Source organism: Pseudovibrio sp. Alg231-02 (assembly GCF_900143565.1).
In the GTDB taxonomy this organism is placed as follows: domain Bacteria; phylum Pseudomonadota; class Alphaproteobacteria; order Rhizobiales; family Stappiaceae; genus Pseudovibrio.
Genome location: NZ_FREX01000005.1, coordinates 142,908 through 164,762 on the forward strand (window position 1 = coordinate 142,908; position 21,855 = coordinate 164,762).

Consider the following 21,855-nt stretch of genomic DNA (forward strand, 5'->3'; position numbering starts at 1 on the left):
AAATATAAGTTTGGGCAAAACAACACTCTTAATTTTTTGGGCATTCTTCTTGTGCCTATAAAGATCAAAGAGTTATCAGGTGGGTAGTCATAAATGTTTGGTAGAACGAGCACATCAGCATTGCTCGCAGGGGCAGTTATTGCGCTTTCGTCAACTATGTATTCTGCGCAAGCGGCAATTCCTGACAATTTTGACGAGCAGCTCGAGCAAGTAAACCTCGCTCAGTCAAATCCTGTTGCGCAGGAAATTCAGCAGGCGCTTAGCAAAAAACACCGCCGCCAGAACTTTCATGCAAAACGCGAAGCAGCAGCTGCAAAACTGTTCTATGAAAACAGAAGCTTCCAGCCTGCCTGGATCCTGAAAGGCAAGCTCTCCACCAGCGCTTTGTCCGTTATGGAAATTCTGCAATCAGCCGATAAAGAAGGCCTGCACGCCGCCGACTACCCGGTGCCAGCAGCAGGCTTCAATGCAGATGGCAAAGCAACCCCAGAGCAAATCGCGGAAGCAGAACTTGAGCTGACCCATTCGATCCTCAAATACGCAGAGGATGCTCAGGCAGGCCGCGTCAGCCCCTATGCGATTTCGGAGGACATTACCCTTCGTCCGGAAAGGCCAGACCCGATTGAAGCGCTGACATCCATAGCGCACTCGGTTGCTCCGGCAAAAACTCTTGCGGCCTTCAACCCTCCGCATCCAGAATACAAAGCGCTGAAAAAGCAGCTAGCCGAACTAAGAGAACACACTGAAAGTGGCAGCCTTGAAGAGCAAGTTGTCATTCCAGCCGGCAAAGTCCTGAAACTTGGAGTAAAAAGCTCCCGCGTCGCCGTTCTTCGCGAACGCCTGAGCGTTCCGACAGTTGAATCTCAGATGAACGTCTATACGCAAGATCTGGCTTATGCCGTTGAAGCCTTCCAGGCTGCAAACGGTCTTCATCCAGATGGTGCGGTTGGCCCACGCACACTGCTTGCCCTCAATGGGCGCGTTAGCGGTGACCCAATCAATGACGTTATTGCAAACATGGAACGCTGGCGCTGGATGCCGCGCGAGCTGGGCGAAACCCATCTGCGCGTGAATATTCCAGAGTTCATGGTTCGTTTGAACATGGATGGCTTTGTTCTTTATGAGACCCGCGTCGTTGTTGGAAAACGCTCCAACAAAACACCGGTCTTTTCAGACAAGATGCAGCATGTGATCGTAAATCCATACTGGAACGTCCCATATTCCATCGCTTCAAAAGAACTTTTGCCGGAACTGCGCGCAAGCAACCCACAAAGCTACCTGCAAAAGGGCAACTACGAGATCGTGTATGGCGGCAAGATCGTTGATCCTCGCCGTGTGAACTGGGATGCCGTGACCTTCAAGCAGATCCGCATCCGTCAGCGCCCAGGTCGCGGCAACGCGCTTGGCAAAATCAAGTTCATGTTCCCAAACAAACACAACGTCTACTTGCACGACACACCGTCCAAGTCGCTGTTCAACCGGTCTGAGCGCGCGTTCTCTCACGGCTGTGTCCGCGTGCAGAACCCGTTTGAGTTTGCTGACGCCTTGATGGCCACGCAAAACACGATGACGGGTAATTACATCCGCTCACTTGTCGGCAAGAAGCAGACCCAGGTGAATTTGCAAAGGGATATCCCGGTGCATATCTCCTACTTCACCGCATTTGTGGATGAAGCTGGAAAGCTGCAAAGACGTCCGGATATCTACGGACATAACCAGGCGACGATCGACGCTCTGAATCTTTAAAATTGTCACTATCCACATGTATCCACAGTAATATGACGACTTATGCGTGCGGATTCGCGCGCATTTGTCGCATGTAAATAGCGGATTCTGGCAAAAAACTTGGATTGTTGCCGTGAAGTCACTAGTTCGCGTTAATTGTAACTAAAGTAAAGGCTCATTAACCTTGTCCGCACTAGATAAAGAGGTGGGGCTCTGGGGTAAGGTTTTAGCCGATAACGCGAAAGCGAGATTCAATTGCGTGACATGATTGCATTCGGGCGCTCGGACTTTGGTAAACGTCTGCCTGGCATTTCAATGCTGGTCGCAGCGGTTCTTTGTGCGCTCTTCCTCACCTCAATTGCTTCGGCCGGTGCGAGCACACGCACGCTCAAGCTGTACTTCACCCACACGAAAGAGCGGGCGGAAATTACCTTCAAGCGGAATGGCCGCTATGACAAAGAAGGCCTTCGCAAGCTCAATAATTTCCTTCGGGATTGGCGCCAAAAAGAGCCAACGAAAATGGATCCTGAACTGTTTGACCTCATCTGGGAAGTGTACCAGAAAGCAGGCACAAGCAAGTACATCCATGTTGTCTCAGCTTACCGGTCGCCTAAAACCAACAACATGCTCCGTAAGCGCTCCAGTGGTGTGGCTAAAAACAGCCAGCACACCAGAGGCCGCGCAATGGACTTCTTCATTCCCGGTGTAAGCACAGCCAAACTACGTGCACTTGGTTTGCGCCAGCATGTTGGCGGCGTTGGCTACTACCCGCGCTCAAACACGCCGTTTGTTCACATGGACACTGGCTCTGTGCGCCATTGGCCACGCATGAGTCGCTCTCAACTGGCAAAGGTATTTCCAAAGGGTGACACCATTCACGTCCCTTCCGATGGAAAACCTATGGCGCGTTACAAGCAGACACTTGCTGCTGTAAAACGGAAAGACTCAGGCCGCTCAACCAGCGTTGCCAGTCGTTCCACGTCATCATCAAAAGCAAGTGCCCGGGCAAGTTCGTCCAACAGTGGTGGAAGCTTCTTCTCGCGCCTGTTCAGCAATTCAGGCAGTAACGAAGGAAGCAAACCGGCACCAACTCCGGCAACAAAAGCACCAAAAGCGCGTGAGCCAGATCCAAGCCGCCGGGTAGAAACCGAGTTCAACGCTATTCCGCAGCCTAAAGTGGCGTTGCTGGCAACTCAGCCAGCAGCAAGCCCGGTTCCAGAAGCAGCCTCACCTGCTGTTTTGGCTTCAGCAACACCATATGCAAAGCCACAGGATGAGAGTGAGGCTACGCCTGCACCAACGGAGCAGAATCTCAATCTGTTTGCCTCCGCTCGTCCGCGCATAAAACCGCAACAAATCCTTCAGGTCGCCGCTTTGCCGGCGGCCACCCCTGCAGCTCAAAAGCGGGCTCAAGTCATTCCACCAAAAGTGGAAACACCGAAGGATGGCATTGCAGCGATCATTGCAGCAACTGGCGAGCAAACACCTGATAGCCTGCGTCCTCTTGTAGGCGCACAGCTTGCCTACGCCTCTCCTGCCGCGACTGCAGATCTACCAAAGAGCAAGTTCAACAAAAAAACTGCGCTCTCCGCACAGGCACTCTTCGCAGAGCAGCGTCTGCCAGATTTAATTCCGAAATCACAACCAGCTCAACAGACTGTTGTGACAAAGGCCCCGGCCTACGGATCACCGTTGGTAGGTTTCCATTCAGCTCCAGAGCCAAACGCAGTGCTGATGCTTGATCCAACATGGACAGCAAGAAACCGTCGTACCATCACGATGCAGCACCCGGACCAGAACCAACTGGCAGTTCTGATGAGCCCTGTAACAACGGTTTTAAAGAACGCTCTGACCCAAACGCCATATCGCTCAATTCGCAAACGGATCAACCGCGGATCAGCAATCGCATGGCTGGACTCAATCTACACAGGCGAGATGAAAGTCTCCTCCAGATAGGCATCACGTTGTAATGAATGCTCGTCAGCACGGCATCAAAATGCCGTGGAAGCACTCGCCTTGTCCTCAGCTAGCTCAGCCTTAACCAACAAAGCCAATCAGCACTGCCTGTTCAGGCGCTGCTCAACCACGCTCTCCTTGCAAGCACAAAAAAGGCCCCTCACCGCAGTAAGGAGCCTCTTTGAGAATTCGTGCTAACAAGCAGCTCGCGCATACACACGCGTTGCTCTCACCAGTTGGAGCGCTTATGCGTCTTCCATTACTGGGCCAGCCATGCCGAGTGCATGCAGGTAAAGATCGAGGATTGCCTCTTCTTCTTCACGCTCATGCGGCTTACGCTTACGCAAAGAAACGATTTTGCGCATCACCTTCACGTCAAAGCCGTTACCCTTAGATTCCGCGTAAACATCCTTGATGTCGTCCGCGATAACTTTTTTCTCTTCTTCAAGACGTTCAATACGTTCAATAAATGCGCGCAGCTGATCTGCTGCTACACCACCGGCATCTGACATATGAAATCCACCTTACGTTCGTGCGAAACACCATTAACCTTGTTGTCTTGCTGCCAGAACTGAGCACACGGGTCAACCGTTCACGACCTCTTTTCAGCAACCTTTACAGGTTCTGGGGGATGAACTGAATTTCAATGGGAATATAAAACAGCTGCCTCAATTGCCGCACAATCTATTGGCACTCACCTGACGGAAATTCACCTTAGCATTGTGGCCTGTTTTCTCTATCTGACATTCATTGTCAGGTAGCCTCTACAGGTTGCCATAAAAATAGGTGCCGCTACGTACGCATTGATACCGCAGTCAAAACATACACACAATTGTCCAAAGATAAATCTGCGCGACAAATTCGCCATCTAAATATATCAGTGAACCAGCCTACTAACTAAAAGTCTTCACTCGGAAATTTAAGATAACAAATTCGCGATTTCCATTCAGCGGAACATTTGCCTCAATCAAAACCCGACAAAGTGTCGCAGCATCAAGAAACAACTTTCGGCTCCGCTACGTAATACGAGTTTTGCTAATCTCCTGATGCTCATTATTGAGCGGTTCAAACCGGACAATTGTCCGAAATGATGTTTATCTCTTTGTCTTATCTTTCAAAAAATCACAGCCAAAAAAGGGAGGAACTGTGGGAGGTAACACTGTTTTTTGGCTTTTCGCTTGATTCCATGTAGAACTCAGGCCAATAAAGATATTCAGATTCCTAGAGGTAAGGTCCGACTTTTGGATCATATTTCAAATGTTGACGGGGGTCGTCCACACTCATCCAGAGTAAGGGTGGCGCAACCAAAGCATGACATGTCGGGTTTAAGCCAATTCATCATCCTGCCGTTTTTGCATGGTCAATGGTGAGCTGGGGCAACGTTCTTTACTCAGAACAACCTGTATTACCCTTTAGTCGTGCTCGAAATCACGTCGGCCATGGGCTGAACCACGTTGACAAGGGCATCAACTGAACGCATTAAACTGCCGTTTGTAGCTGTACATATGACTGTTATGAGAACATCCAGAAACGACTTCGCATCTGCTGTAATAAACCGTTTTCGGAAAAATTCACTGGCTCTTGCCTGTGTTGCTTTTGGAGTTCTGAGCTTTCAGCAGATCCCCTCTGCTAAAGCGGACTTTCGTGCATGCAATAAGACCGAAAGCACAGTTAACATCGCAATAGGCTACCGCGATGGCGCCGATTGGATCACCGAAGGATGGTGGACCATCGACAAAAACACCTGCGACACACTGGTGTCCGGGGATTTGGCGTCACGCTACTATTACTTGTACGCAGTACAAACGGATCAAAATGGCGAATGGGATGGCAAGGCGTATATGTGTGTACGTCAAAAAAAGTTCACCATTCGCGGTATAGAAGACTGTGTCGCTCGCGGTTATGAGCGAACAGGTTTCTTTGAAATAGATACAGGCGAGCAAAGCAGCTGGACGGTCCAGCTGACGGAGCCGGTAGAGCAAGGAACAGGTGGACGATGAAGCGTAATAGACGGGTCAAAATTCTAGCAACTCTCGGCCCGGCGTCTTCCGAAAAAGAAGCAATCAAAAAGCTATGGCTTGCAGGTGCAGATGTTTTCCGCATCAACATGAGCCATTCCTCCCACGAAGTTCTCAACAATTTGGTTGGTCGCATCCGCGAAGTAGAAGCAGAAGTAGGCCGTCCAATCGGCATTCTCGCTGACTTGCAGGGTCCTAAACTGCGCGTTGGCACTTTCGCAGATGACGCAAAGCCAATTCTAGAAAATGGCGCAACCTTTGTTGTAGACGCAAACGACGCTCCAGGTGACGCATCCCGCGTATACCTCCCACACCCAGAAATTCTTGGCAGCCTCGAAGTTGGCCACCGCCTTCTTGTAGATGATGGCAAAGTTTGCCTGCGTGTAACTGAAGCGTCTCCACAGCGCTGCGTGACCACTGTTGAAGTGGGCGGTAAGATCTCTAACCGTAAAGGCGTTTCTGTTCCAGATACAGAGATCCCTGTTGGTGCATTGACCGAAAAAGACCGCGCAGATCTCCTTGCAGCTCTCGATGCAAAAGTTGACTGGGTCGCACTGTCCTTCGTACAGCGTCCAGAAGACCTCATCGAAGTTCGCAACACCACTCAGGGCCGCGTTGGCGTTCTGGCAAAAATCGAGAAGCCTCAGGCAATTGATCGTCTCTCTGAGATCATCGAGCTGTCCGATGCAATCATGGTTGCCCGTGGTGACCTTGGCGTTGAAATGCCACTTGAGCAGGTTCCAGGCCTTCAGAAGCGTATGATCCGCGCATGCCGCAAAGCTGGTAAGCCAGTTGTTGTTGCAACGCAGATGCTTGAAAGCATGATCACGTCTCCGGTGCCAACCCGCGCAGAAGTTTCTGACGTGGCAAATGCAGTGTTTGAAGGTGCGGACGCAGTGATGCTTTCCGCTGAATCAGCTGCAGGTGACTTCCCGACAGAAGCCGTTACAACCATGGACAAAATCGCCGTGGAAGTTGAGCAGGACGAGAACTACCGTTCCATCATCCACGCTCAACGTACAGAACCAGAAGCAACCGGCGCTGACGCAATCACTGCTGCAGCTCACCAAGTCGCTGAAACTTTGGATCTGGCAGCGATTATTTCCTACACCGCATCTGGTGGTACAGCACTGCGCGCATCCCGCGAGCGCCCTGCAACACCAATCATTGCGTTCTCTCCTGAAATCTCCACAGTTCGTCGTCTGACCATCGGTTGGGGTCTGCACTGTGTGGCCAATCAGGATGCTGCGACTGAGGAAGACCTCATCGACCGCGCATGCTGTCTTGCAAACACCGAAGGTTTTGCAAAGCCAGGTCAGCGCGTTCTGGTTTCCGCTGGTGTTCCATTCGGCACCCCAGGTTCCACAAACATGCTGCGTATCGCATTCGTGGGCTCCAAAGACGCTTAAGTCGTCAAAGAACACATCTTAAAGCAATAAAAAGCCCGTGATTTCGTATCACGGGCTTTTTTCTTTCAATCGATTAAATGGGCTTGCTCCAACGCAACGAACTTCACAAAACACATCCTTGCTTTAAAACGCCCATTTGAAGTCTGTGAGCCATTCACTCTCACTCCAAAGACGACGAGCAACCTCTGGGTTCAGCGCATGGCTAGCGATCTGCGCTTTTCCAACCGGTCCAACAGTCTCCATGCGCTTTGTTGGGCCATAGTAGCCATTCGGCTCAACTTCCACTCCAGCCGCAGCAAGCACCGTTGGCAGCGCACCTCGCTCAGCAGACTGCGCGAACATGCTATTCATCCACTTATACGCCATGTTCATCCAACCTGTCGGACCTGTACTCTGCAAATTAGTGGCTGAATAACCTGGATGCCCCATAGCTACAAACGAAGCACTCCCCGCATCCGACAAACGTCGCTGAAGCTCCAGCCCAAACATCAAAGTGGCCAGCTTACTTTGCGAGTAGGCTTTCATAGGCGCATAATTTTCACGCATCATCAGGTCGTTAAAGTTGATCTTCCCCATTTTGTGCACAAGGCTGGCAACCACAACAAATCTACCCTTTGCAGCTTCAACATTAGGTTTGAGCAAGCCTGACCATAGAAAGTGCCCCAGATGATTGGTCGCAAACTGCAACTCATACCCATCAACACTCTTCAACTCCGGTGTCTGCATTATGCCAGCGTTATTGATGAGAGCATCAATCTTGGTGTATCGTGAAGCGACGATTTCCGCTGCATGGCGAACAGACGAGAGATCGCTTAAGTCGAGCTGGACCAGATCTACTCTTCCTTTCGCCTGAGTTCGCAACGCTTGCTGGGCAGCTGAACCTTTTTCAGCATTCCGGCAGGCAATAACAACATCACCACCCGCTTTCGCAAGCATCCTTGCCGCTTCAAGCCCAATACCGGAGTTACCGCCTGTTATGATATAAGTTTTACCCTCAAGAGAAGGCAGTTTATCCGCAGTCCAGTTGGATACTGCGCTGCTCTTGTTCACTGTGCTCATTAAATTCTCCAATGCGCGGCACCTGTTCGTGCCGCATAATAAAGTTGACAATAATTACTAAAATTGTCAACTGGGTAAACATGAAAACAAACTTTGATAAAAAGAAGGCATTGGGCGTTTTTGCTCAATATGGCTTCCGAAAGACCTCAGTCGGTGACGTAGCAAGCGCGGTCGGCCTCTCACGCCAATCGCTCTACAAAAAGTTTGGAAGTAAGGAAGAGTTGTTCCAGACCATAATCGAGGAGTATTCTGAAGAGGTTGGGCTCCAGGCACTGGACATTCTTGAAGAAAAGACCAATGACTCCAAATCTCGCATCCTACGCGCTTTGGACACGATCATAGGTCAGCATGTCGATCTGATGAGAAACTCTGTCCATGGCGCTGAACTGGTTCAGATGGGTGAGCAAGTCATGTCTGCTGTTGGTAAAGGCATCATGCCTCGGGTCATGCTCAAAATTGCGGATGTGATCCTGGAGACGCATGAGAACCGAAGCAAAGAGCAGGCAGAAGACGACGCCTTCATCCTCTACACCCTCGCCAAGGGGCTCTCTCTTACGGTCTCAAACTACGCAGAATATAAATCAGGCATCACCAGAGCTGTAAACCGCCTACTGGACTAAGAATAGTCTTTGAAAGCTTAGTGATACTGCCCCCACAACTCCTCACGTAAGCTTTTAACAGCATCCTGAGCATTCTCCAGCAACGGATAGATGCTCAGCACATGCTGAAACACTTCAAGTGCCTTATCGTTCTTTCCAGTTTTTCGAAGGATCATGGCAAAACCTGAGAGCGCAGGATAATGGCGCGGCTCGATCCGAAGCACTTGCTCAATGTCAGCAAGTGAACGCCCCAGATCCTCTTTCAAGAAATATACGGTCGCTCGGCGGTTCCACCCTTCCACATACCCGGGATCTAAACGAACAACCGCATCCAGCAAATCAAGCGCTAAACCGTATTCTTTCCCCTCAATGGCTTTAGCAGAACGCATCATAAGCAGATCAAGCGTATGACTCCCAGACTGCATGAACAGGCTGTGTATGCGCCGTGAGATTGATTGCGCATTACCCAATGTATCCGCATCCCTCAGCTCAAGGAACAAGGCATCCAGAAGCTGCCCGCGTGTGTAGTGAGCGGGTACACCATGCCCGGGTGCAGACCGCCCTATCTGAGCAGGACCTCCGGCAGGACCATTAAGAGCAGCCTCAGGGCCGGTATTGAGCTTAGAATGCCCCTTTGGCAGTCCACGAGTGACCTGAACCTCTACGGGACCCACAACAGCCACAACACGCTCAGAAGCACCTAAACGCTCCACTCCCACCACAAGCAGCAGGAAACACGCAAACGCAACAGCACCACAAGCGCCAACGCAACGCCTCAACCTGTCAGATTGTCGTGAAAAAGAGCCCCCTACCGAGAAACCGGAGAGCTGAAGTTGTGGAAACGTCGATGCCCCTGTGACGGAGCTGTTTGGGCGAGCAAACAAAAAAAACCGCATGGCAAAAGCATCTCACTTTTGCCATGCGGCTCGCAACTCTTAGAACCAAGGGTTTTTCGCGCTGTTTTAGTTTAAATCAGCGCAGAAAACTTAACCCTGACGTGCTTTAAAGCGTGGGTTCTTTTTGTTGATGATGTAAACACGACCCTTGCGGCGTACCATCTGGTTATCACGATGGCGGCCCATGAGTGCCTTAAGAGAATTCTTAATCTTCATTATCCTACCCCCGGTTAGGGTCAATTTTATAGGGATCCTGAAGTACCACGATCCGCCAGTGAAAAGAGGCGCTAAGCGCCTCATTAGTACAACCTCTGATCTCGCCGCGCTGCATTCTTACGAAGCGGCGCAGGACCAAGACCGAGGTCCGCTCCGCCGGATATACATCAAGGATGTTAACCGACGAAAAATGGTGGGCGTGACAAGGATCGAACTTGTGACCCCTACGATGTCAACGTAGTGCTCTCCCGCTGAGCTACACGCCCGAAACTTTCAAAGAAGCTCGTCCGTCAGCGCTTAAACGCTGCGGTGGAGAGGCGTATAAGAGGAATTTTGAGAACGTGCAAGTCCAAAAATGGAAATTTGCTATCTCTTTCCACATTCACCCCTCAAAACTAACTAAACAAGCATTTTTTCCACTTCGCGTACCAAATCTTTTAAGTGAAAAGGCTTGGAAAGAACCTTTGCATCCTGAGGTGCCTTGGAATCAGGATTAAGCGCAACAGCAGCAAATCCTGTGATGAACATAACCTTCAGGTCCGGATCAAGTTGAGTAGCTTTACGAGCCAACTCAATACCATCCATCTCTGGCATCACAATGTCAGTTAGCAATAGGGCAAAGGGCTCTTCGCAAATACGTTCGTATGCGCTCTTTCCATTATCAAAGGAAACAACAGTGTGCCCAGCCTTCTCAAGTGCCTTGGACAAGAACTGGCGCATGTCATTATCGTCTTCCGCGAGCAGAATTCGAGACATGTTCGACAACCTTAAAACTCCAGGTGCAGCGACGGGGTTCTCTTTTCAGAGCACTCCCGTAAATAAATAGAATATGTCAGACGCACTCGCCCCTCGCAATCCGACAGATTCCGAATACTGTACGCTGTTAGGAACAGGAAACTACTCGGGAATACCTGTCAAAACAATAGGGACAAATGAAACAGGTTCACTTCTAAAGAGACTTCTGCGTCAACTGAGGGTCCAGCGCCACACCGCCCCCTCAAACTACGCAAAAACTCGCGCATCTCTTGCCTATTTCATAAGCAAACTTTCAAATGTCTAGCCCATACGCAGATCTCGTTCTATAGTAAGCGGGATTGCGGTGATTAAGGAATGTAGGCTCTGTGACAGTTTTGGAAGATCATCAGATTAAGGCGATAGCGAACTACAGCAGTGCGCTTGACACCGGAGATCAGGTACCCGCATTTGAGGTACTCTCCCCAGATGAACATTCTGTCCCTTTTATTTTTAACAGCCCCCACTCCGGGCGCGCGTACCTTTCGTCGTTCCTTCAAGCCTCTCGGTTGGACACCACCCAGATCAGACAAAGCGAGGATGCATTTGTCGATCTTCTCATCAAGGATGTCGAGCAACTAGGTGCACCGGTTCTAAAAGCCAACTTCCCGCGTGCTTACCTTGATGTGAACAGAGAGGCCTATGAGCTCGATCCAAAGATGTTTGAAGGCAAGCTCCCCAAGCACATCAACTCGCGCTCTCTGCGTGTTGCAGGAGGCCTTGGAACCATCGCCCGCATTGTGGGTGAGCGTAGGGAGATCTACCACACGCGTATTCCGGCAGAAGAAGCGCTGGATCGCATTGAGCAAGTCTACAAGCCCTACCACAACACCTTGCGTAGCCTTTTGAGCAACGTACAGGACAAGTTTGGCCTCGCAGTCCTGGTAGACTGCCATTCAATGCCATCCGCCAACTCAAACAAGAACCACGACCCTAAAGCCGACTTCGTCATTGGGGATAGGTTCGGGACTAGCTGTTCTGCCTGGCTTTCATCCTGTGCAGTCGGACTGTTGCAAAACATGGGCTATAACGTAGCTCTCAATCGCCCGTATGCTGGCGGCTACATCACAGAAAACTACGGCAAGCCAGAACGCGGTGTGCACGCGCTGCAGGTTGAGATCAACCGAGCACTCTACATGGATGAGCACACCCACCAGCCACACTCAGGTTTCCATGACCTGCGCAAAGACCTGATGGAGTTCATTACTGCCTTGGTCGAGATGGTAACGGAAAGCTTTACCAGAGAAACTCTGGCTGCAGAATAACCTGCAGCCCCAGTCCATACTGCCTAAAAACCAAGCCAGTAGTCGTAAAGCCTCTCAATATCTGAGGAACACATAAGAGGCATGGCCCCTTTCAGGACTTCATCTGTCCAATCCCACCATTTCATCTCCAAAAGCATCTGAACCTGTTCTTCAGAAAAGCGGGAACGCACAACTGTTGCAGGATTACCGGCCACAACAGCATAGGCCGGTACATTCTTAGTCACGACTGCACGGCTGCCAATCAATGCGCCATTACCGATCTGCACGCCCGGCATGATCATCGCTTCAGAACCAATCCAGACATCATTGCCGACACATGTTGAACCTGCAGGTTTGAAACCGTCGTGAGCTCCTTCAAAAGCAGGCTCATCAAAATAGTGAAATGGAAACGTTGTGGCCCATTCAGGACGGTGTCCCTGGTTACCGGCCATTATAAACGCTGCCCCTGAACCGATAGAGCAATACGCACCGATTATCAGCTTGTCTTGCGTCTCTTCATCTGAGCGTAGGTATCGGGCACACTCATCAAAGCTGTGGCCGTGATAATAACCAGAATAGTAGGAATGCTTTCCAACAATAATGTTGGGATTGGTCACCTGCTCCTGAAGCGGGATTCCCTTAAACGGACTCTCAAAAAAATTCGACACCTTGTTCTCCCCTTGCCTGCACCTCCCTACGACGGAGAACATTAACAACCAGACAAAAAAAAGGCCGCTCTCATCTGGAGGCGGCCCTTAGTCTAGGGAGGAAACGCCCTTCGCGAAGGGCGGCGCAGACACTGAATGTCGCGCTGCAATAAGACTCGCATCGCATCGCAAACACGTCAAGCATTCAGCTCCGTAATCGGGCTGTTCCTATACGAATTGGCCAGTTTGTATCCTTGAGACAACACCCTGATTTTTCAGGGATCATAGCCGTTGGTATGAGTTTCACACGATAGTTTAGCAGTAAGTCGTAGACACCAACGCGTGGTTTCAACAAGAGCATTTGCAAACTAAAACCGGCCTCAGAGCCATAGACATTTGCACTTTTCTAAATCCTGACTATGGTGCGCATGCAATTGACTGCTCCTACCGGATAAATTGATATGACCTCTCCCAGTCCTGATTATGCTTTTCTTCACAAACTTGCTGACGCGGCGGATGCAAAAACCATGCAGCACTTCCGCAGTGGCTACGAGGTCGACAACAAGCTGGACGCAGGCTTTGATCCAGTCACTATTGCGGATCGTTCAGCAGAAGAAGCAATCCGCGCGGTTCTGGAAGCAGAGCGCCCGGATCACGGCATCATCGGCGAGGAATATGGCAAGGTCCGTGAAGAGGCCGAGAATGTCTGGGTTCTTGATCCAGTCGACGGCACACGCTCTTTCATCTGCGGCACCCCGTTGTGGGGCACACTGATTGGCCTCAGAACCAACGGCAAAGCGTCTCAAGGCATCATGAGCCAGCCGTATAACAGCGAGCGCTTTTGGGGCGATTGCAACGAAGCTTTCATGACTGGCCCACTCGGCAAGCGTGTTCTGAAAACCCGCAGCTGCGCATCCTTGTCAGAGGCAATCATCACCACGACCGAGCCAGCCTTGTTCAATGAAGCCGAGCGCCCGGTATGGGATTCTATCTGCACAGAAGCTCGCCTCACCCGCTACAGCACAGATTGTTACGGCTACGCCATGGTGGCAGCAGCAGGCTTTGATGCAGTCATTGAGACCGGCATGAACACCTACGACATCCTTGCCCTCATCCCAATCATCGAAGGCGCTGGTGGTTTCGTCACTAACTGGACCGGAGGCAATGCAGCAGACGGCGGACAGGTGCTTGCCACAGGCGACAAGCGCCTCCACGATGAGCTACTCACCAAGCTGGCAAAAGCAGCTGTTTAGTCCGCGCTTCCCGGAATAAACGCATCAAATGCAGCCCAGAATTGCTCACGATAAGGATCTCGCTCCATAAGAATCTCATGGCGAGATCCTCGAATTTCCAGAAAACTCATACCTGGGCAAGAGCGGCAGACTTCCTCTGCATCGTCAGTCGAGACGATCTGATCCTTTCCCGCGCCGATGACTAAGGATGGCACGCCGAACTCAATCTGGAATTCAGGCTCTCTGAAGCGCTCTGTCGCCAATCCCATAGCACGGAACCAGCTCACCGTCGGAGAACCCAGCCCCAATTGAGGCGCTTCTTCAAGAATAGCATTCATGCGCTTGAAGCGATCCGGGTCAGACGTGAGCGTATTGCCGTCATAGTCGACAAGGATCTTGTCATTGCCGCCGGGAACAAAAGCGTTCCCCATGCCAACCCAGACAAGCGTCTTTGCAAGCGCACCTGCCATCTTGACCATACGCCCCTTCATCGCAAGGCCGACGAGGGGAGCTGTTAGCACCGCGCGGTCAATCTTGGTCTTCAGCCGCCGGTTAGCATGCATAACCACAGCGCCACCGGTTGAGTGTGCCAGCAGGAAGTGCGGCCCAGGGCAATCAGAAAGCGAGACATTGTCCAAAACAGCATGTAGGTCCAAAGCGAACTCATCAAAGCTCTCAACGTGGCCGCGCCGCTCGTTCTTTAACAAACGCTCAGAACCACCCTGCCCGCGCAGATCAAAAGCCACCACATAGAACCCACGCGCTCGCAGTTCCTCAACAACCTCAAAGTATTTCTCAATAAACTCAGTACGGCCTTGGACAACAGTCACGGTCCCCTTGAGCGGAGACCCGGTAGGAGCCCAGCGTGCCCAACGGATTTTCACGTTGTCTTCTGTCTGGATAAAACCAGACTCAGTTCCCTCTGGAACCCGATTGAAATCCGTATTGACCAGTACCATCAGCGCGTAACCTCTAGTTCTCTCACTCTCAATTTGATAGCCTTTCCAAGCAACAGGCCGCAACCGCAATTTCTGGAAGTTTTTTCCATCTCAGTACGCGGTAACAAGGATATTTACATGCAAGACACAGACCTAACATCTGTTTCCCACGAGATTACTAGCCTCGCTCAGCTTGAAGAACTCTATGGAAGCCCGAAGCAAATCTCGATCGATAAAGAAGTCGGTTATATTTCTCAGCACTACAAAACCTTTATCGAAGCCTCCCCTTTCTTCGCACTCACAACTGTTTCTGAAGAAGGCACCGACTGCTCTCCACGTGGGGACCCTGCAGGCTTTGTAAAGGTCATTGATGAAAAAACCATCGAGTTTCCGGACCGTCGCGGCAACAACCGCATCGATAGTTTACGTAACATCGTTCAGGATCCACGCGTCTCTTTGCTGTTTATGATCCCTGGTGTCGGTGAAACCATCCGCATCAACGGAAAAGCCAAAATCTCTACAGATCCTGTCCGGCTAGAAGCTCATAAGATAGAAGGTAAACTGCCGAAATCTATCATGGTCGTCACAGTCGAAACCATCTACTACCAGTGCCAGAAAGCCATCTACCGTTCAGGCCTATGGACAGAAGATGCAAAGGTAGACCGCAAAACAGTTCCAACTGCCGGACAAATGGCACAAGCACTGTCAAAAGTGGAGTTTGACGGCGACGCCTATGACAAGGCTTATCCGGGGCGCATTAAAGAAACAGCATACTAGAGCCCAAACACCGAAAGACCTGCCTTGATCGCAAGAAGGCAGGTCAGACGGATAAACAGATTAAGATCTCGGGAATGCTTCTTAGTACCCCAGATAACGGTACTTGATGATCCAGCCGCTATAGGCATCAACAACCAGACGCGCCCGGTGCTGCCCCTGCCAGCTGGCTTTTACAATATACACGTCGCCCTTACGCTTTACTTTTTTGAAGTTGCGATAACCCCAGGCCCGTAGACGGCGTTTCACCTGCTTCTTGTTCAATGCATGGTGTTGCCCATGTTCCCAATGACGGTTCTTCTTATAGTGAGCCTGCGTGACCTGAACGCTTACGTTTGGTCCATCGTAGGTGAATTGAGCGCCTGCATTTGCCGGAGCCGCCGCACCAGAAACTCCCAGAGCAACAACAGCTGCAGCGGCCAGTCCGGTTACTTTTTTCTTCAAAGCATTCATCTGTTCTCTCCTTGTCGGCAATAGGGTTTGCCTGAATACAAGGAGAACGTAACAAGGCGCGGATGTACGGGATCAGAAGCACCTGTTCAGGTTCTGTTAATCTGAAAATGAGGGTGCCATTCCAGCAAAAACACCTATTTTGAAAAAAACTCTTGAAACTTATTCGCCCCGTCCCCATCTCAAAATCACAGGCGCCACAGAGTGGGTCTGACACCGCTTAGAACCTTCGCCACGAATGGGAAGGCACTGTAAGCAAAAGGAAATTTCATCGTCCGCGCGCTTTGCGGCGAATGGTGAACGTTGCTCAGATGACCAGTTGGTCACACAAAAGAGGACACATAAAATGCGTCATTTCGATCTTACCCCCCTCTACCGTTCCACTGTTGGTTTCGACCGTCTTTTCTCCATGCTGGATTCAGGAACGGAACAACAGGGCTCAGCCTATCCTCCTTACAACATTGAGCGCACAGGAGAGAGCGCATACCGCATCTCCATGGCAGTCGCCGGTTTTAAGGAAGATGAACTGACGATTGAAGCTAAAGAACATGTCTTGACTGTTTCCGGCGAGAAAAAGCCTGAAAGCGACGAAAAAGAAGTTCTCTACCGGGGTATCGCCTCCCGCGCTTTTGAACGCCGCTTCCAGATCGCCGAGTATGTGAAAGTGATTGGCGCAAGTCTGGAGCACGGATTGCTCCACATTGACCTCATCAGAGAAATTCCTGAGGCAAAAAAACCGCGCAAAATCAACATCACGGCTGGAGACAAAAAAGAACACAAACAAATTGAAGGCGAAACAGTAGCTCACTAAAGCAGCCCCAAGCCCTCGCGAGGACCTTCCTCCCAAACTCCCACCCTTGCGAGTGGCCACCCTTGTAACATTCTAGATTTTCTGATGTTTCTCCAAGATTGATTGGCACGCCCCTGCCAATCAATCTCACTCAAATCAACAGGTTCCTCCTCCGCAATCCTCCTATGCGGATTTGTCTGGCTGCCTCTCCCCCCAGTAAGGGCCAGACACAATCAACGCCCCGCTTGCCCCAGCGGGGCGTTCTTTATGCGCGCTTCAGCAAGCACAAAGATACTCTCTCTGCATCTGTTTCTATTTTCTGGAATTTCCGCGTTCCCTACGACCACTCAGCCACTTAAGAATTATCGAGTGGTAAGTTACACGCAAAATAAGAAGGGTAGGTTAGTTCACTTAAGGCCTTGCCTTGAACCCACTGGACTGACACCGCAAGGGTTGGCCTCTAACACCCTTGCTAACCCCTTGCAGGTGCCCCGCTGGTCTGCGGATTTATATCCCTCCGCAGACCAGCATTCTATGCTGCATTGCTCGACACTGCAATCATAAGGTGTAATATCGAATTGAGCAGTCAGATGCGATTACCCGCGCAGATGCTCCAAAAACTCGTCAACCATCTCTGGAGTGGTCGCAAAACAGGTCACCAAACGTAGGAACACTTCATCTTCTGAGACGAAATCCGCTGGAATATCATAAAACTTCGCACCGGCAGCTTCCAGACGTGCTGCCTGCGCTTTGGTGAACACCGGGAACAATTCGTTGGCCTGTGGTTCGATCGGCAGTCGCACGCCTTCAATATCGCGCATACCATTGGCAAGACGCATACACATCGCGTTAGCGTGACGCGCTGAAGCCAGCCAGTCATCGTCCTTCAGGTAACCTTCAAATTGCGCAGAAATAAAGCGCGCCTTTGAGAAGACCTGAGCAGCCCGCTTGCGCAAATATTCAAAGCCCTCGGACTCTTCAGGGTTGAAGAACACAACAGCTTCTGCACACCAACAACCGTTCTTGGTACCGCCAAAGGACAGAACATCCACACCGGCTTTCCATGTCATCTCCGCAGGAGAGACATCCAAAGACACCAACGCATTCGCAAAACGGGCGCCATCCATATGCAACGGCACATTCCGGGAATGGGCCACATCTGCCAGTGCCTGAATTTCATCAAGCTGGTAGATGGTTCCAAACTCTGTCACCTGAGAGATGGATACCGCAGCAGGACGGCCATGCATCGGATTATTATCCGGCACCTTGTCCATCGCTGTACGCAGCGCATCAGGCGTAAGTTTGCCATGCTCGCCGCCGATACCAATCAGCTTGTTACCAGCTGTAAAGAACTCCGGAGCATGGCACTCATCAACATTGATGTGTGCATCTTCATGACAAAACACTGCCCCACCCGGCTTCGCATAGGTCGCAAGCGCCAGGGAATTGGCTGCTGTTCCTGTAGAAACCAGAAACACGGCAACTTCTTTTTCAAAGAGATCATTGAATTGCTGCTCAATAGAGCGGCTCAATGGATCAACCCCATAAGCGGTGGCAAAACCGCTTGTATGGTTCGCAAGTGCAGTCATAACTGCACTCGTCGCACCTGCCCAGTTGTCACTCGCAAAAATCATAGGATTTGAATAACAACAAACCGAGGGAACTCAAGCCATTTTTGACCTATAGGGCGCAGCTCTCCGCCATAAGCTTTCTAGGTCAACAGCACTTATACAGAGTCTTTGTGCAGTTGATCCTTCTGAGCATCCGTTTTCAGTGTCAAAACAAGCGGACAATGATCAGAAACCTCAGGCTTTTGAAGCACTTGAAAGTCCATAATCTCGTCAACCCGATCGATCAGCATGTAATCGGCAAATTTTCCCGGCTTTTTGTAATGGGAGTTCCGAGTGGTTTCGATCCCATAGTGATTGACCAACTCAACAAAACCATCGTCTTCCAACAAACGAATAGTCTCGCTGCCAGGCTCTACATTAAAGTCGCCACACACCACTCTTAGATCACCGGGCTCAGAAACCGACTGCGAAATATTGAGCAACCGCTTCGCTTGTTCAAAGCGTTCTGGCGTGTCCTTCTTACCATTCAAGTCACGCAGGCCATGCATATGGGTGATGCTCACGGCACGATCTGTTGCATAATCATAAACACGAATTCCATGCGCACTGCGAGAGCGTGGATGGTCTCCATAACTTTTCGCAGCATAACCTTTGTGCACAAATCTTTGCACCTGACCAACGATGGGAAAGGAACGATGCACAAACGTGGCCAGACCCCATTGAGATGAGATAGACTGCTCTTCATCCCAGAGCACACCCTGAGCAGCAGGACAAAAGACGGCAACATGTTCAGGCAGTGCCGCACACACATCACGGAAGAAATTTGCCCGCTGAGGTAAGACGTGATCGCCATCCCTATAAGTCAGCCAGTCCTTATCGCTTTCCGGTGTATGAACCACCTCTTGCAGACAAAGAACATCAGGCACAGCCTGAGATAAATACGGCAGCAAGTCAGAGTAGAGCGTCCCTCCCCAACCATTCAGGCACATGATCTGCAACACGATCTCCCATAGTTCTGAGTGCGCATGCTCCAGTCATATACGCAAACGAAAAAGAGCGTATCACTTCAACAGTGATACGCTCTAATATCTATACGTAAATCCGCAGGTTTGTCAGGCTCTCAGTGTAGCCTTATGCGTGGCTCTTTGTGTCTGAAACACCAGTTTCGTGGTGAATGCCAAACCATTTGCCCAGCACCCAGTCCAGCGAGAACACGCCAGGACCACGGATCACAAGCACAGTTGCCAGGAAGATCCACAGTGCGCGCTGATCAAAGATCAAAGCAGATGGATGACGATCAAACAGTGCACCGATTGTTGGCATATCAACGCCATGACCAACCACGTCCACAATGGACATAACAATCACGAAGCCAATGAAACCAATGCTTGCGGCACGAGTAAACAAGCCGACAACAATCAGTACAGGAATGATAACTTCACCCCAAGTTCCCAAAAGCACAATCAGGCCATATGGGAAAAACGGGATCTGAGAGATATCGTATCCAGCCGCCTCGGTAATATGCGGCAAGATCTGCGCATATGCACCGGTTGAAGGAAACAAGAACCCAAGCGCGCCATCACCAAACTTGGTCAGCGCCGAATTCCAGAAGTACATAAACAGGACGCCTGCGAAAAGAAAGCGCGCAGACAAGCCGAGAAACCAGCCTTCAGTTACGCGCTCCAGCCAGCCAAATACGCCCTGGTATAAATTTACAAGCATTCTCATCGGATTCCTCCTCTGGTGCTTTCCACCACTCGGGGGCCTTACCGCCCGGCCCCTCGCAATCAATATTAAGCTTTGACGTCCACGCTCGCGAACACGCGTGCGCTCAGCAGGCAGCCCAATGCCTGCGACAGATCAAAGAATTTGTAAGAGGATGAAACCGCTTCTGCAGCTTCTCCCAATGTCTTGCCAAAGAACAGTAAATCAGCGAATGCCGCTACGTCCTGAGCCAATCCGGTCAGTGTCACGTCCATATCTGGTCGGCAAATCAAAATCACTTGATCAGCCTCTGGAGTGATGCCTTCCACATCTTCCGAGCGGTTCTGTTTCCAGATCTCGCTAAGCGGAAAACGGGAGTAAATCAGTCTATGTGCAGGGATAGGGGTAAACACCGCATCCCCTAGTTTTGCTGGATCAATCTTGGATAACACATCCGGCGCAACAGGCGTCGCATTTGGCCCGTGGTAAACACGCAGCCATGCCCATTCCAGCGCAGCAACATCTTTCAGATAGGGATAGTCCGCGAGTGGAGGAAACGCGCCAATGAACTCAGAGAACTTGCCCCCAAACTCACTCAGTACCGGCTGCTCTGGCGGATGCTTACGAACGAACTCCGCAGCAAGTGCCCGGAAGTAATCACGCCCGACCAAATCATGTACTGCTGGAAAGTTGGCAGCCATCGCATCAATCAAGCTCGCCATTACGTTATTGCGATAAACGCCATAACGCTTCTCAGAGGGATGACCATCTCGCCCTACAACCCCATCGGGCACAGGAACAGCTGGATTCATCAGCCCATCCGAAAACATGTCAAAACCTTGCATGTTCGACTGCAAATCCTGCAAAGGAACGCCAAAACCTTTCAACGCAATCTTTTCCTTAGTGCTATCAGGCGCTTGGGACATGATCACCCCGCTTGTCAGAGGCTTGGGCCTGCGTCTCAATGTGAGATTGTATCACCACATCCGCCTGTTCAGCTTCATAAGCGAGAATTTCCCAGGTCGGAATATTCGCATCCCACTCAATAAGAGTCGGTTGAGGACCAGTCCGGTCAATTGTCCGCGCATAAAGCGCCCACACAGGATCAGCAACTTTACGATCATGTGCATCGATTAGAAGAGGATAGCCCAGCTCGTCTGTTTCTGGTGCATGCCCGCCAAGGTGAATTTCCTGAACATGCTCAACCGGGAATCGGTCCACATAATCTTCAGGAGAGCCACCAGAGTTCGTCGCAGAAACAAAGACATTGTTCACGTCCAGCAGCAATCCGCAGCCAGTTCGTTTTACAATCTCGCGAAGAAACTCAGTTTCTTCATAGGTACTCTCCTTGAAGATCACATAAGCACTTGGGTTTTCAAGCAACATCTGACGACCAAGGAAGGTCTGTACTTCATCAATATGGTCGACGACCTGCTGCAATGTCACCTCAGTGTAAGGCAGAGGCAGAAGATCATTGAAATACTCGGTGTCGTGCGTTGACCAGGCCAGGTGCTCACTGAAAAGGCCCGGATCATAACGATCAGCGACGTCTTTCACGCGAGAAAGGTGATCCTTATTCAGTGGATCAGCACCGCCAATAGACAAGCCGACACCATGAAGAGAGATAGGATAATCACGTCGGATCGCTTCAAGGTAACCGTGTGGAGGACCACCGGCACCCATATAGTTTTCCGCGTGAATTTCGAAGAAGCCCATATCAGGTTTGTCATTGAGAATACGATGATAATGATCAGCTTTTAAGCCCACGCCACCTCGTGCAGGTAGTTTTGCATTGACTCTTTGCGCGCACATATCAGTACCTCGTTCTATATTAT

The 21,855-nt window shown here is 50.7% G+C and carries 22 protein-coding genes and 1 tRNA gene; 9 read left to right on the forward strand and 14 right to left on the reverse strand.

Annotated elements, in window-relative coordinates:
* Positions 1-93 precede the first annotated feature (93 nt).
* Positions 94-1,746 carry a L,D-transpeptidase family protein gene (locus DHN43_RS15005; RefSeq protein ID WP_208995430.1) on the forward strand — a complete coding sequence of 551 codons (1,653 nt, stop codon included), beginning with the start codon at positions 94-96 and terminating at the stop codon, positions 1,744-1,746.
* A gap of 243 nt (positions 1,747-1,989) precedes the next feature.
* Positions 1,990-3,681, forward strand: a complete 1,692-nt coding sequence (locus DHN43_RS15010; protein WP_108819128.1) for a DUF882 domain-containing protein — start codon at positions 1,990-1,992, stop codon at positions 3,679-3,681.
* Between the two features lie 245 nt (positions 3,682-3,926).
* On the opposite strand, the gene DHN43_RS15015 is transcribed toward DHN43_RS15010, so the two are convergent.
* Entirely contained in the window at positions 3,927-4,193 is a 267-nt protein-coding gene (locus DHN43_RS15015; RefSeq protein WP_057462047.1) for a DUF2312 domain-containing protein, read from the reverse strand.
* Between the two features lie 1,002 nt (positions 4,194-5,195).
* Here DHN43_RS15015 and DHN43_RS15020 point away from each other — a divergent pair.
* Positions 5,196-5,681: a DUF1036 domain-containing protein gene (locus tag DHN43_RS15020; protein ID WP_208860363.1), complete on the forward strand. Its 486-nt coding sequence runs from the start codon at positions 5,196-5,198 to the stop codon at positions 5,679-5,681.
* A complete protein-coding gene (pyk, locus tag DHN43_RS15025; RefSeq protein WP_108819129.1) occupies positions 5,678-7,108 on the forward strand; it encodes a pyruvate kinase in 1,431 nt (476 codons plus the stop codon). Before DHN43_RS15020 ends, pyk begins: the two co-directional genes overlap by 4 nt.
* 123 nt (positions 7,109-7,231) lie before the next feature.
* Here pyk and DHN43_RS15030 read toward each other — a convergent pair whose 3' ends face one another.
* Complete coding sequence (locus DHN43_RS15030) at positions 7,232-8,167, reverse strand: oxidoreductase (protein ID WP_208995431.1); 936 nt, start codon at positions 8,165-8,167, stop codon at positions 7,232-7,234.
* A gap of 80 nt (positions 8,168-8,247) precedes the next feature.
* Here DHN43_RS15030 and DHN43_RS15035 point away from each other — a divergent pair, with 80 nt between their 5' ends.
* Positions 8,248-8,787 (forward strand): TetR/AcrR family transcriptional regulator, encoded by a 540-nt coding sequence (locus DHN43_RS15035; RefSeq protein WP_057461810.1) that lies wholly within the window; start codon positions 8,248-8,250, stop codon positions 8,785-8,787.
* Positions 8,788-8,804: 17 nt separating this feature from the next.
* Here the strand turns inward: DHN43_RS15035 and DHN43_RS15040 are convergent, their stop codons facing one another.
* From DHN43_RS15040 to cpdR, 4 genes are all read right to left on the reverse strand, one after another.
* On the reverse strand, positions 8,805-9,662 hold the full coding sequence (locus tag DHN43_RS15040) for a tetratricopeptide repeat protein (protein WP_208995432.1): 858 nt from the start codon (positions 9,660-9,662) through the stop codon (positions 8,805-8,807).
* A gap of 90 nt (positions 9,663-9,752) precedes the next feature.
* The gene (gene ykgO / locus DHN43_RS15045; protein ID WP_054662728.1) at positions 9,753-9,878 is read right to left on the reverse strand and encodes a type B 50S ribosomal protein L36; all 126 of its coding nucleotides are present in this window, start codon (positions 9,876-9,878) and stop codon (positions 9,753-9,755) included.
* A gap of 191 nt (positions 9,879-10,069) precedes the next feature.
* Positions 10,070-10,144: transfer RNA gene (locus tag DHN43_RS15050), tRNA-Val, on the reverse strand.
* A gap of 133 nt (positions 10,145-10,277) precedes the next feature.
* Positions 10,278-10,634 (reverse strand): cell cycle two-component system response regulator CpdR, encoded by a 357-nt coding sequence (gene cpdR, locus DHN43_RS15055; protein WP_008551455.1) that lies wholly within the window; start codon positions 10,632-10,634, stop codon positions 10,278-10,280.
* A gap of 485 nt (positions 10,635-11,119) precedes the next feature.
* Between cpdR and DHN43_RS15060 the strand changes: the two genes are divergently transcribed.
* Positions 11,120-11,935, forward strand: a complete 816-nt coding sequence (locus tag DHN43_RS15060) for an N-formylglutamate amidohydrolase (protein WP_108819264.1) — start codon at positions 11,120-11,122, stop codon at positions 11,933-11,935.
* A gap of 23 nt (positions 11,936-11,958) precedes the next feature.
* Here DHN43_RS15060 and catB read toward each other — a convergent pair whose 3' ends face one another.
* Positions 11,959-12,582: a type B chloramphenicol O-acetyltransferase gene (catB, locus tag DHN43_RS15065; RefSeq protein ID WP_108819131.1), complete on the reverse strand. Its 624-nt coding sequence runs from the start codon at positions 12,580-12,582 to the stop codon at positions 11,959-11,961.
* A 440-nt stretch (positions 12,583-13,022) separates the two neighbouring features.
* On the opposite strand from catB, the gene hisN reads away from it, so the two are divergent.
* Positions 13,023-13,814, forward strand: a complete 792-nt coding sequence (hisN, locus tag DHN43_RS15070; RefSeq protein ID WP_108819132.1) for a histidinol-phosphatase — start codon at positions 13,023-13,025, stop codon at positions 13,812-13,814.
* Here hisN and DHN43_RS15075 read toward each other — a convergent pair.
* On the reverse strand, positions 13,811-14,752 hold the full coding sequence (locus DHN43_RS15075; RefSeq protein ID WP_063301003.1) for an alpha/beta fold hydrolase: 942 nt from the start codon (positions 14,750-14,752) through the stop codon (positions 13,811-13,813). The two genes, hisN and DHN43_RS15075, sit on opposite strands and share 4 nt — an antisense overlap.
* A gap of 117 nt (positions 14,753-14,869) precedes the next feature.
* Here DHN43_RS15075 and DHN43_RS15080 point away from each other — a divergent pair, with 117 nt between their 5' ends.
* The gene (locus DHN43_RS15080) at positions 14,870-15,508 is read left to right on the forward strand and encodes a pyridoxamine 5'-phosphate oxidase family protein (protein ID WP_108819133.1); all 639 of its coding nucleotides are present in this window, start codon (positions 14,870-14,872) and stop codon (positions 15,506-15,508) included.
* Positions 15,509-15,589: 81 nt separating this feature from the next.
* Here DHN43_RS15080 and DHN43_RS15085 read toward each other — a convergent pair whose 3' ends face one another.
* On the reverse strand, positions 15,590-15,958 hold the full coding sequence (locus DHN43_RS15085; RefSeq protein WP_063290275.1) for a hypothetical protein: 369 nt from the start codon (positions 15,956-15,958) through the stop codon (positions 15,590-15,592).
* 343 nt (positions 15,959-16,301) lie between these two features.
* Between DHN43_RS15085 and DHN43_RS15090 the strand changes: the two genes are divergently transcribed.
* Positions 16,302-16,766: an Hsp20 family protein gene (locus tag DHN43_RS15090; protein ID WP_057461817.1), complete on the forward strand. Its 465-nt coding sequence runs from the start codon at positions 16,302-16,304 to the stop codon at positions 16,764-16,766.
* Between the two features lie 575 nt (positions 16,767-17,341).
* Here the strand turns inward: DHN43_RS15090 and DHN43_RS15095 are convergent.
* The 5 genes from DHN43_RS15095 to bufB form a co-directional block, all read right to left on the reverse strand.
* Complete coding sequence (locus DHN43_RS15095; protein ID WP_108819134.1) at positions 17,342-18,379, reverse strand: threonine aldolase family protein; 1,038 nt, start codon at positions 18,377-18,379, stop codon at positions 17,342-17,344.
* A 92-nt stretch (positions 18,380-18,471) separates the two neighbouring features.
* Complete coding sequence (locus DHN43_RS15100; RefSeq protein ID WP_108819265.1) at positions 18,472-19,314, reverse strand: endonuclease/exonuclease/phosphatase family protein; 843 nt, start codon at positions 19,312-19,314, stop codon at positions 18,472-18,474.
* 133 nt (positions 19,315-19,447) lie between these two features.
* The gene (locus DHN43_RS15105; RefSeq protein ID WP_057461819.1) at positions 19,448-20,038 is read right to left on the reverse strand and encodes a DoxX family protein; all 591 of its coding nucleotides are present in this window, start codon (positions 20,036-20,038) and stop codon (positions 19,448-19,450) included.
* Between the two features lie 71 nt (positions 20,039-20,109).
* On the reverse strand, positions 20,110-20,946 hold the full coding sequence (locus DHN43_RS15110; RefSeq protein ID WP_063291069.1) for an HvfC/BufC N-terminal domain-containing protein: 837 nt from the start codon (positions 20,944-20,946) through the stop codon (positions 20,110-20,112).
* Positions 20,930-21,832: an MNIO family bufferin maturase gene (bufB, locus tag DHN43_RS15115; RefSeq protein WP_108819135.1), complete on the reverse strand. Its 903-nt coding sequence runs from the start codon at positions 21,830-21,832 to the stop codon at positions 20,930-20,932. The genes DHN43_RS15110 and bufB overlap by 17 nt, the downstream gene beginning before the upstream one ends.
* Positions 21,833-21,855 lie beyond the last annotated feature (23 nt).

What these genes read in the sequence shown, in the direction of transcription:
- DHN43_RS15005 (WP_208995430.1), top strand. Translation starts at nt 94, where the DNA reads ATGTTTGGTAGAACGAGCACATCAGCATTGCTCGCAGGGGCAGTTATT.
- DHN43_RS15010 (WP_108819128.1), top strand. Translation starts at nt 1,990, where the DNA reads ATGATTGCATTCGGGCGCTCGGACTTTGGTAAACGTCTGCCTGGCATT.
- DHN43_RS15015 (WP_057462047.1), bottom strand. Translation starts at nt 4,193, where the DNA reads ATGTCAGATGCCGGTGGTGTAGCAGCAGATCAGCTGCGCGCATTTATT.
- DHN43_RS15020 (WP_208860363.1), top strand. Translation starts at nt 5,196, where the DNA reads ATGAGAACATCCAGAAACGACTTCGCATCTGCTGTAATAAACCGTTTT.
- pyk (WP_108819129.1), top strand. Translation starts at nt 5,678, where the DNA reads ATGAAGCGTAATAGACGGGTCAAAATTCTAGCAACTCTCGGCCCGGCG.
- DHN43_RS15030 (WP_208995431.1), bottom strand. Translation starts at nt 8,167, where the DNA reads ATGAGCACAGTGAACAAGAGCAGCGCAGTATCCAACTGGACTGCGGAT.
- DHN43_RS15035 (WP_057461810.1), top strand. Translation starts at nt 8,248, where the DNA reads ATGAAAACAAACTTTGATAAAAAGAAGGCATTGGGCGTTTTTGCTCAA.
- DHN43_RS15040 (WP_208995432.1), bottom strand. Translation starts at nt 9,662, where the DNA reads ATGCGGTTTTTTTTGTTTGCTCGCCCAAACAGCTCCGTCACAGGGGCA.
- ykgO (WP_054662728.1), bottom strand. Translation starts at nt 9,878, where the DNA reads ATGAAGATTAAGAATTCTCTTAAGGCACTCATGGGCCGCCATCGTGAT.
- cpdR (WP_008551455.1), bottom strand. Translation starts at nt 10,634, where the DNA reads ATGTCTCGAATTCTGCTCGCGGAAGACGATAATGACATGCGCCAGTTC.
- hisN (WP_108819132.1), top strand. Translation starts at nt 13,023, where the DNA reads ATGACCTCTCCCAGTCCTGATTATGCTTTTCTTCACAAACTTGCTGAC.
- DHN43_RS15075 (WP_063301003.1), bottom strand. Translation starts at nt 14,752, where the DNA reads ATGGTACTGGTCAATACGGATTTCAATCGGGTTCCAGAGGGAACTGAG.
- DHN43_RS15080 (WP_108819133.1), top strand. Translation starts at nt 14,870, where the DNA reads ATGCAAGACACAGACCTAACATCTGTTTCCCACGAGATTACTAGCCTC.
- DHN43_RS15085 (WP_063290275.1), bottom strand. Translation starts at nt 15,958, where the DNA reads ATGAATGCTTTGAAGAAAAAAGTAACCGGACTGGCCGCTGCAGCTGTT.
- DHN43_RS15090 (WP_057461817.1), top strand. Translation starts at nt 16,302, where the DNA reads ATGCGTCATTTCGATCTTACCCCCCTCTACCGTTCCACTGTTGGTTTC.
- DHN43_RS15095 (WP_108819134.1), bottom strand. Translation starts at nt 18,379, where the DNA reads ATGATTTTTGCGAGTGACAACTGGGCAGGTGCGACGAGTGCAGTTATG.
- DHN43_RS15105 (WP_057461819.1), bottom strand. Translation starts at nt 20,038, where the DNA reads ATGCTTGTAAATTTATACCAGGGCGTATTTGGCTGGCTGGAGCGCGTA.
- DHN43_RS15110 (WP_063291069.1), bottom strand. Translation starts at nt 20,946, where the DNA reads ATGTCCCAAGCGCCTGATAGCACTAAGGAAAAGATTGCGTTGAAAGGT.
- bufB (WP_108819135.1), bottom strand. Translation starts at nt 21,832, where the DNA reads ATGTGCGCGCAAAGAGTCAATGCAAAACTACCTGCACGAGGTGGCGTG.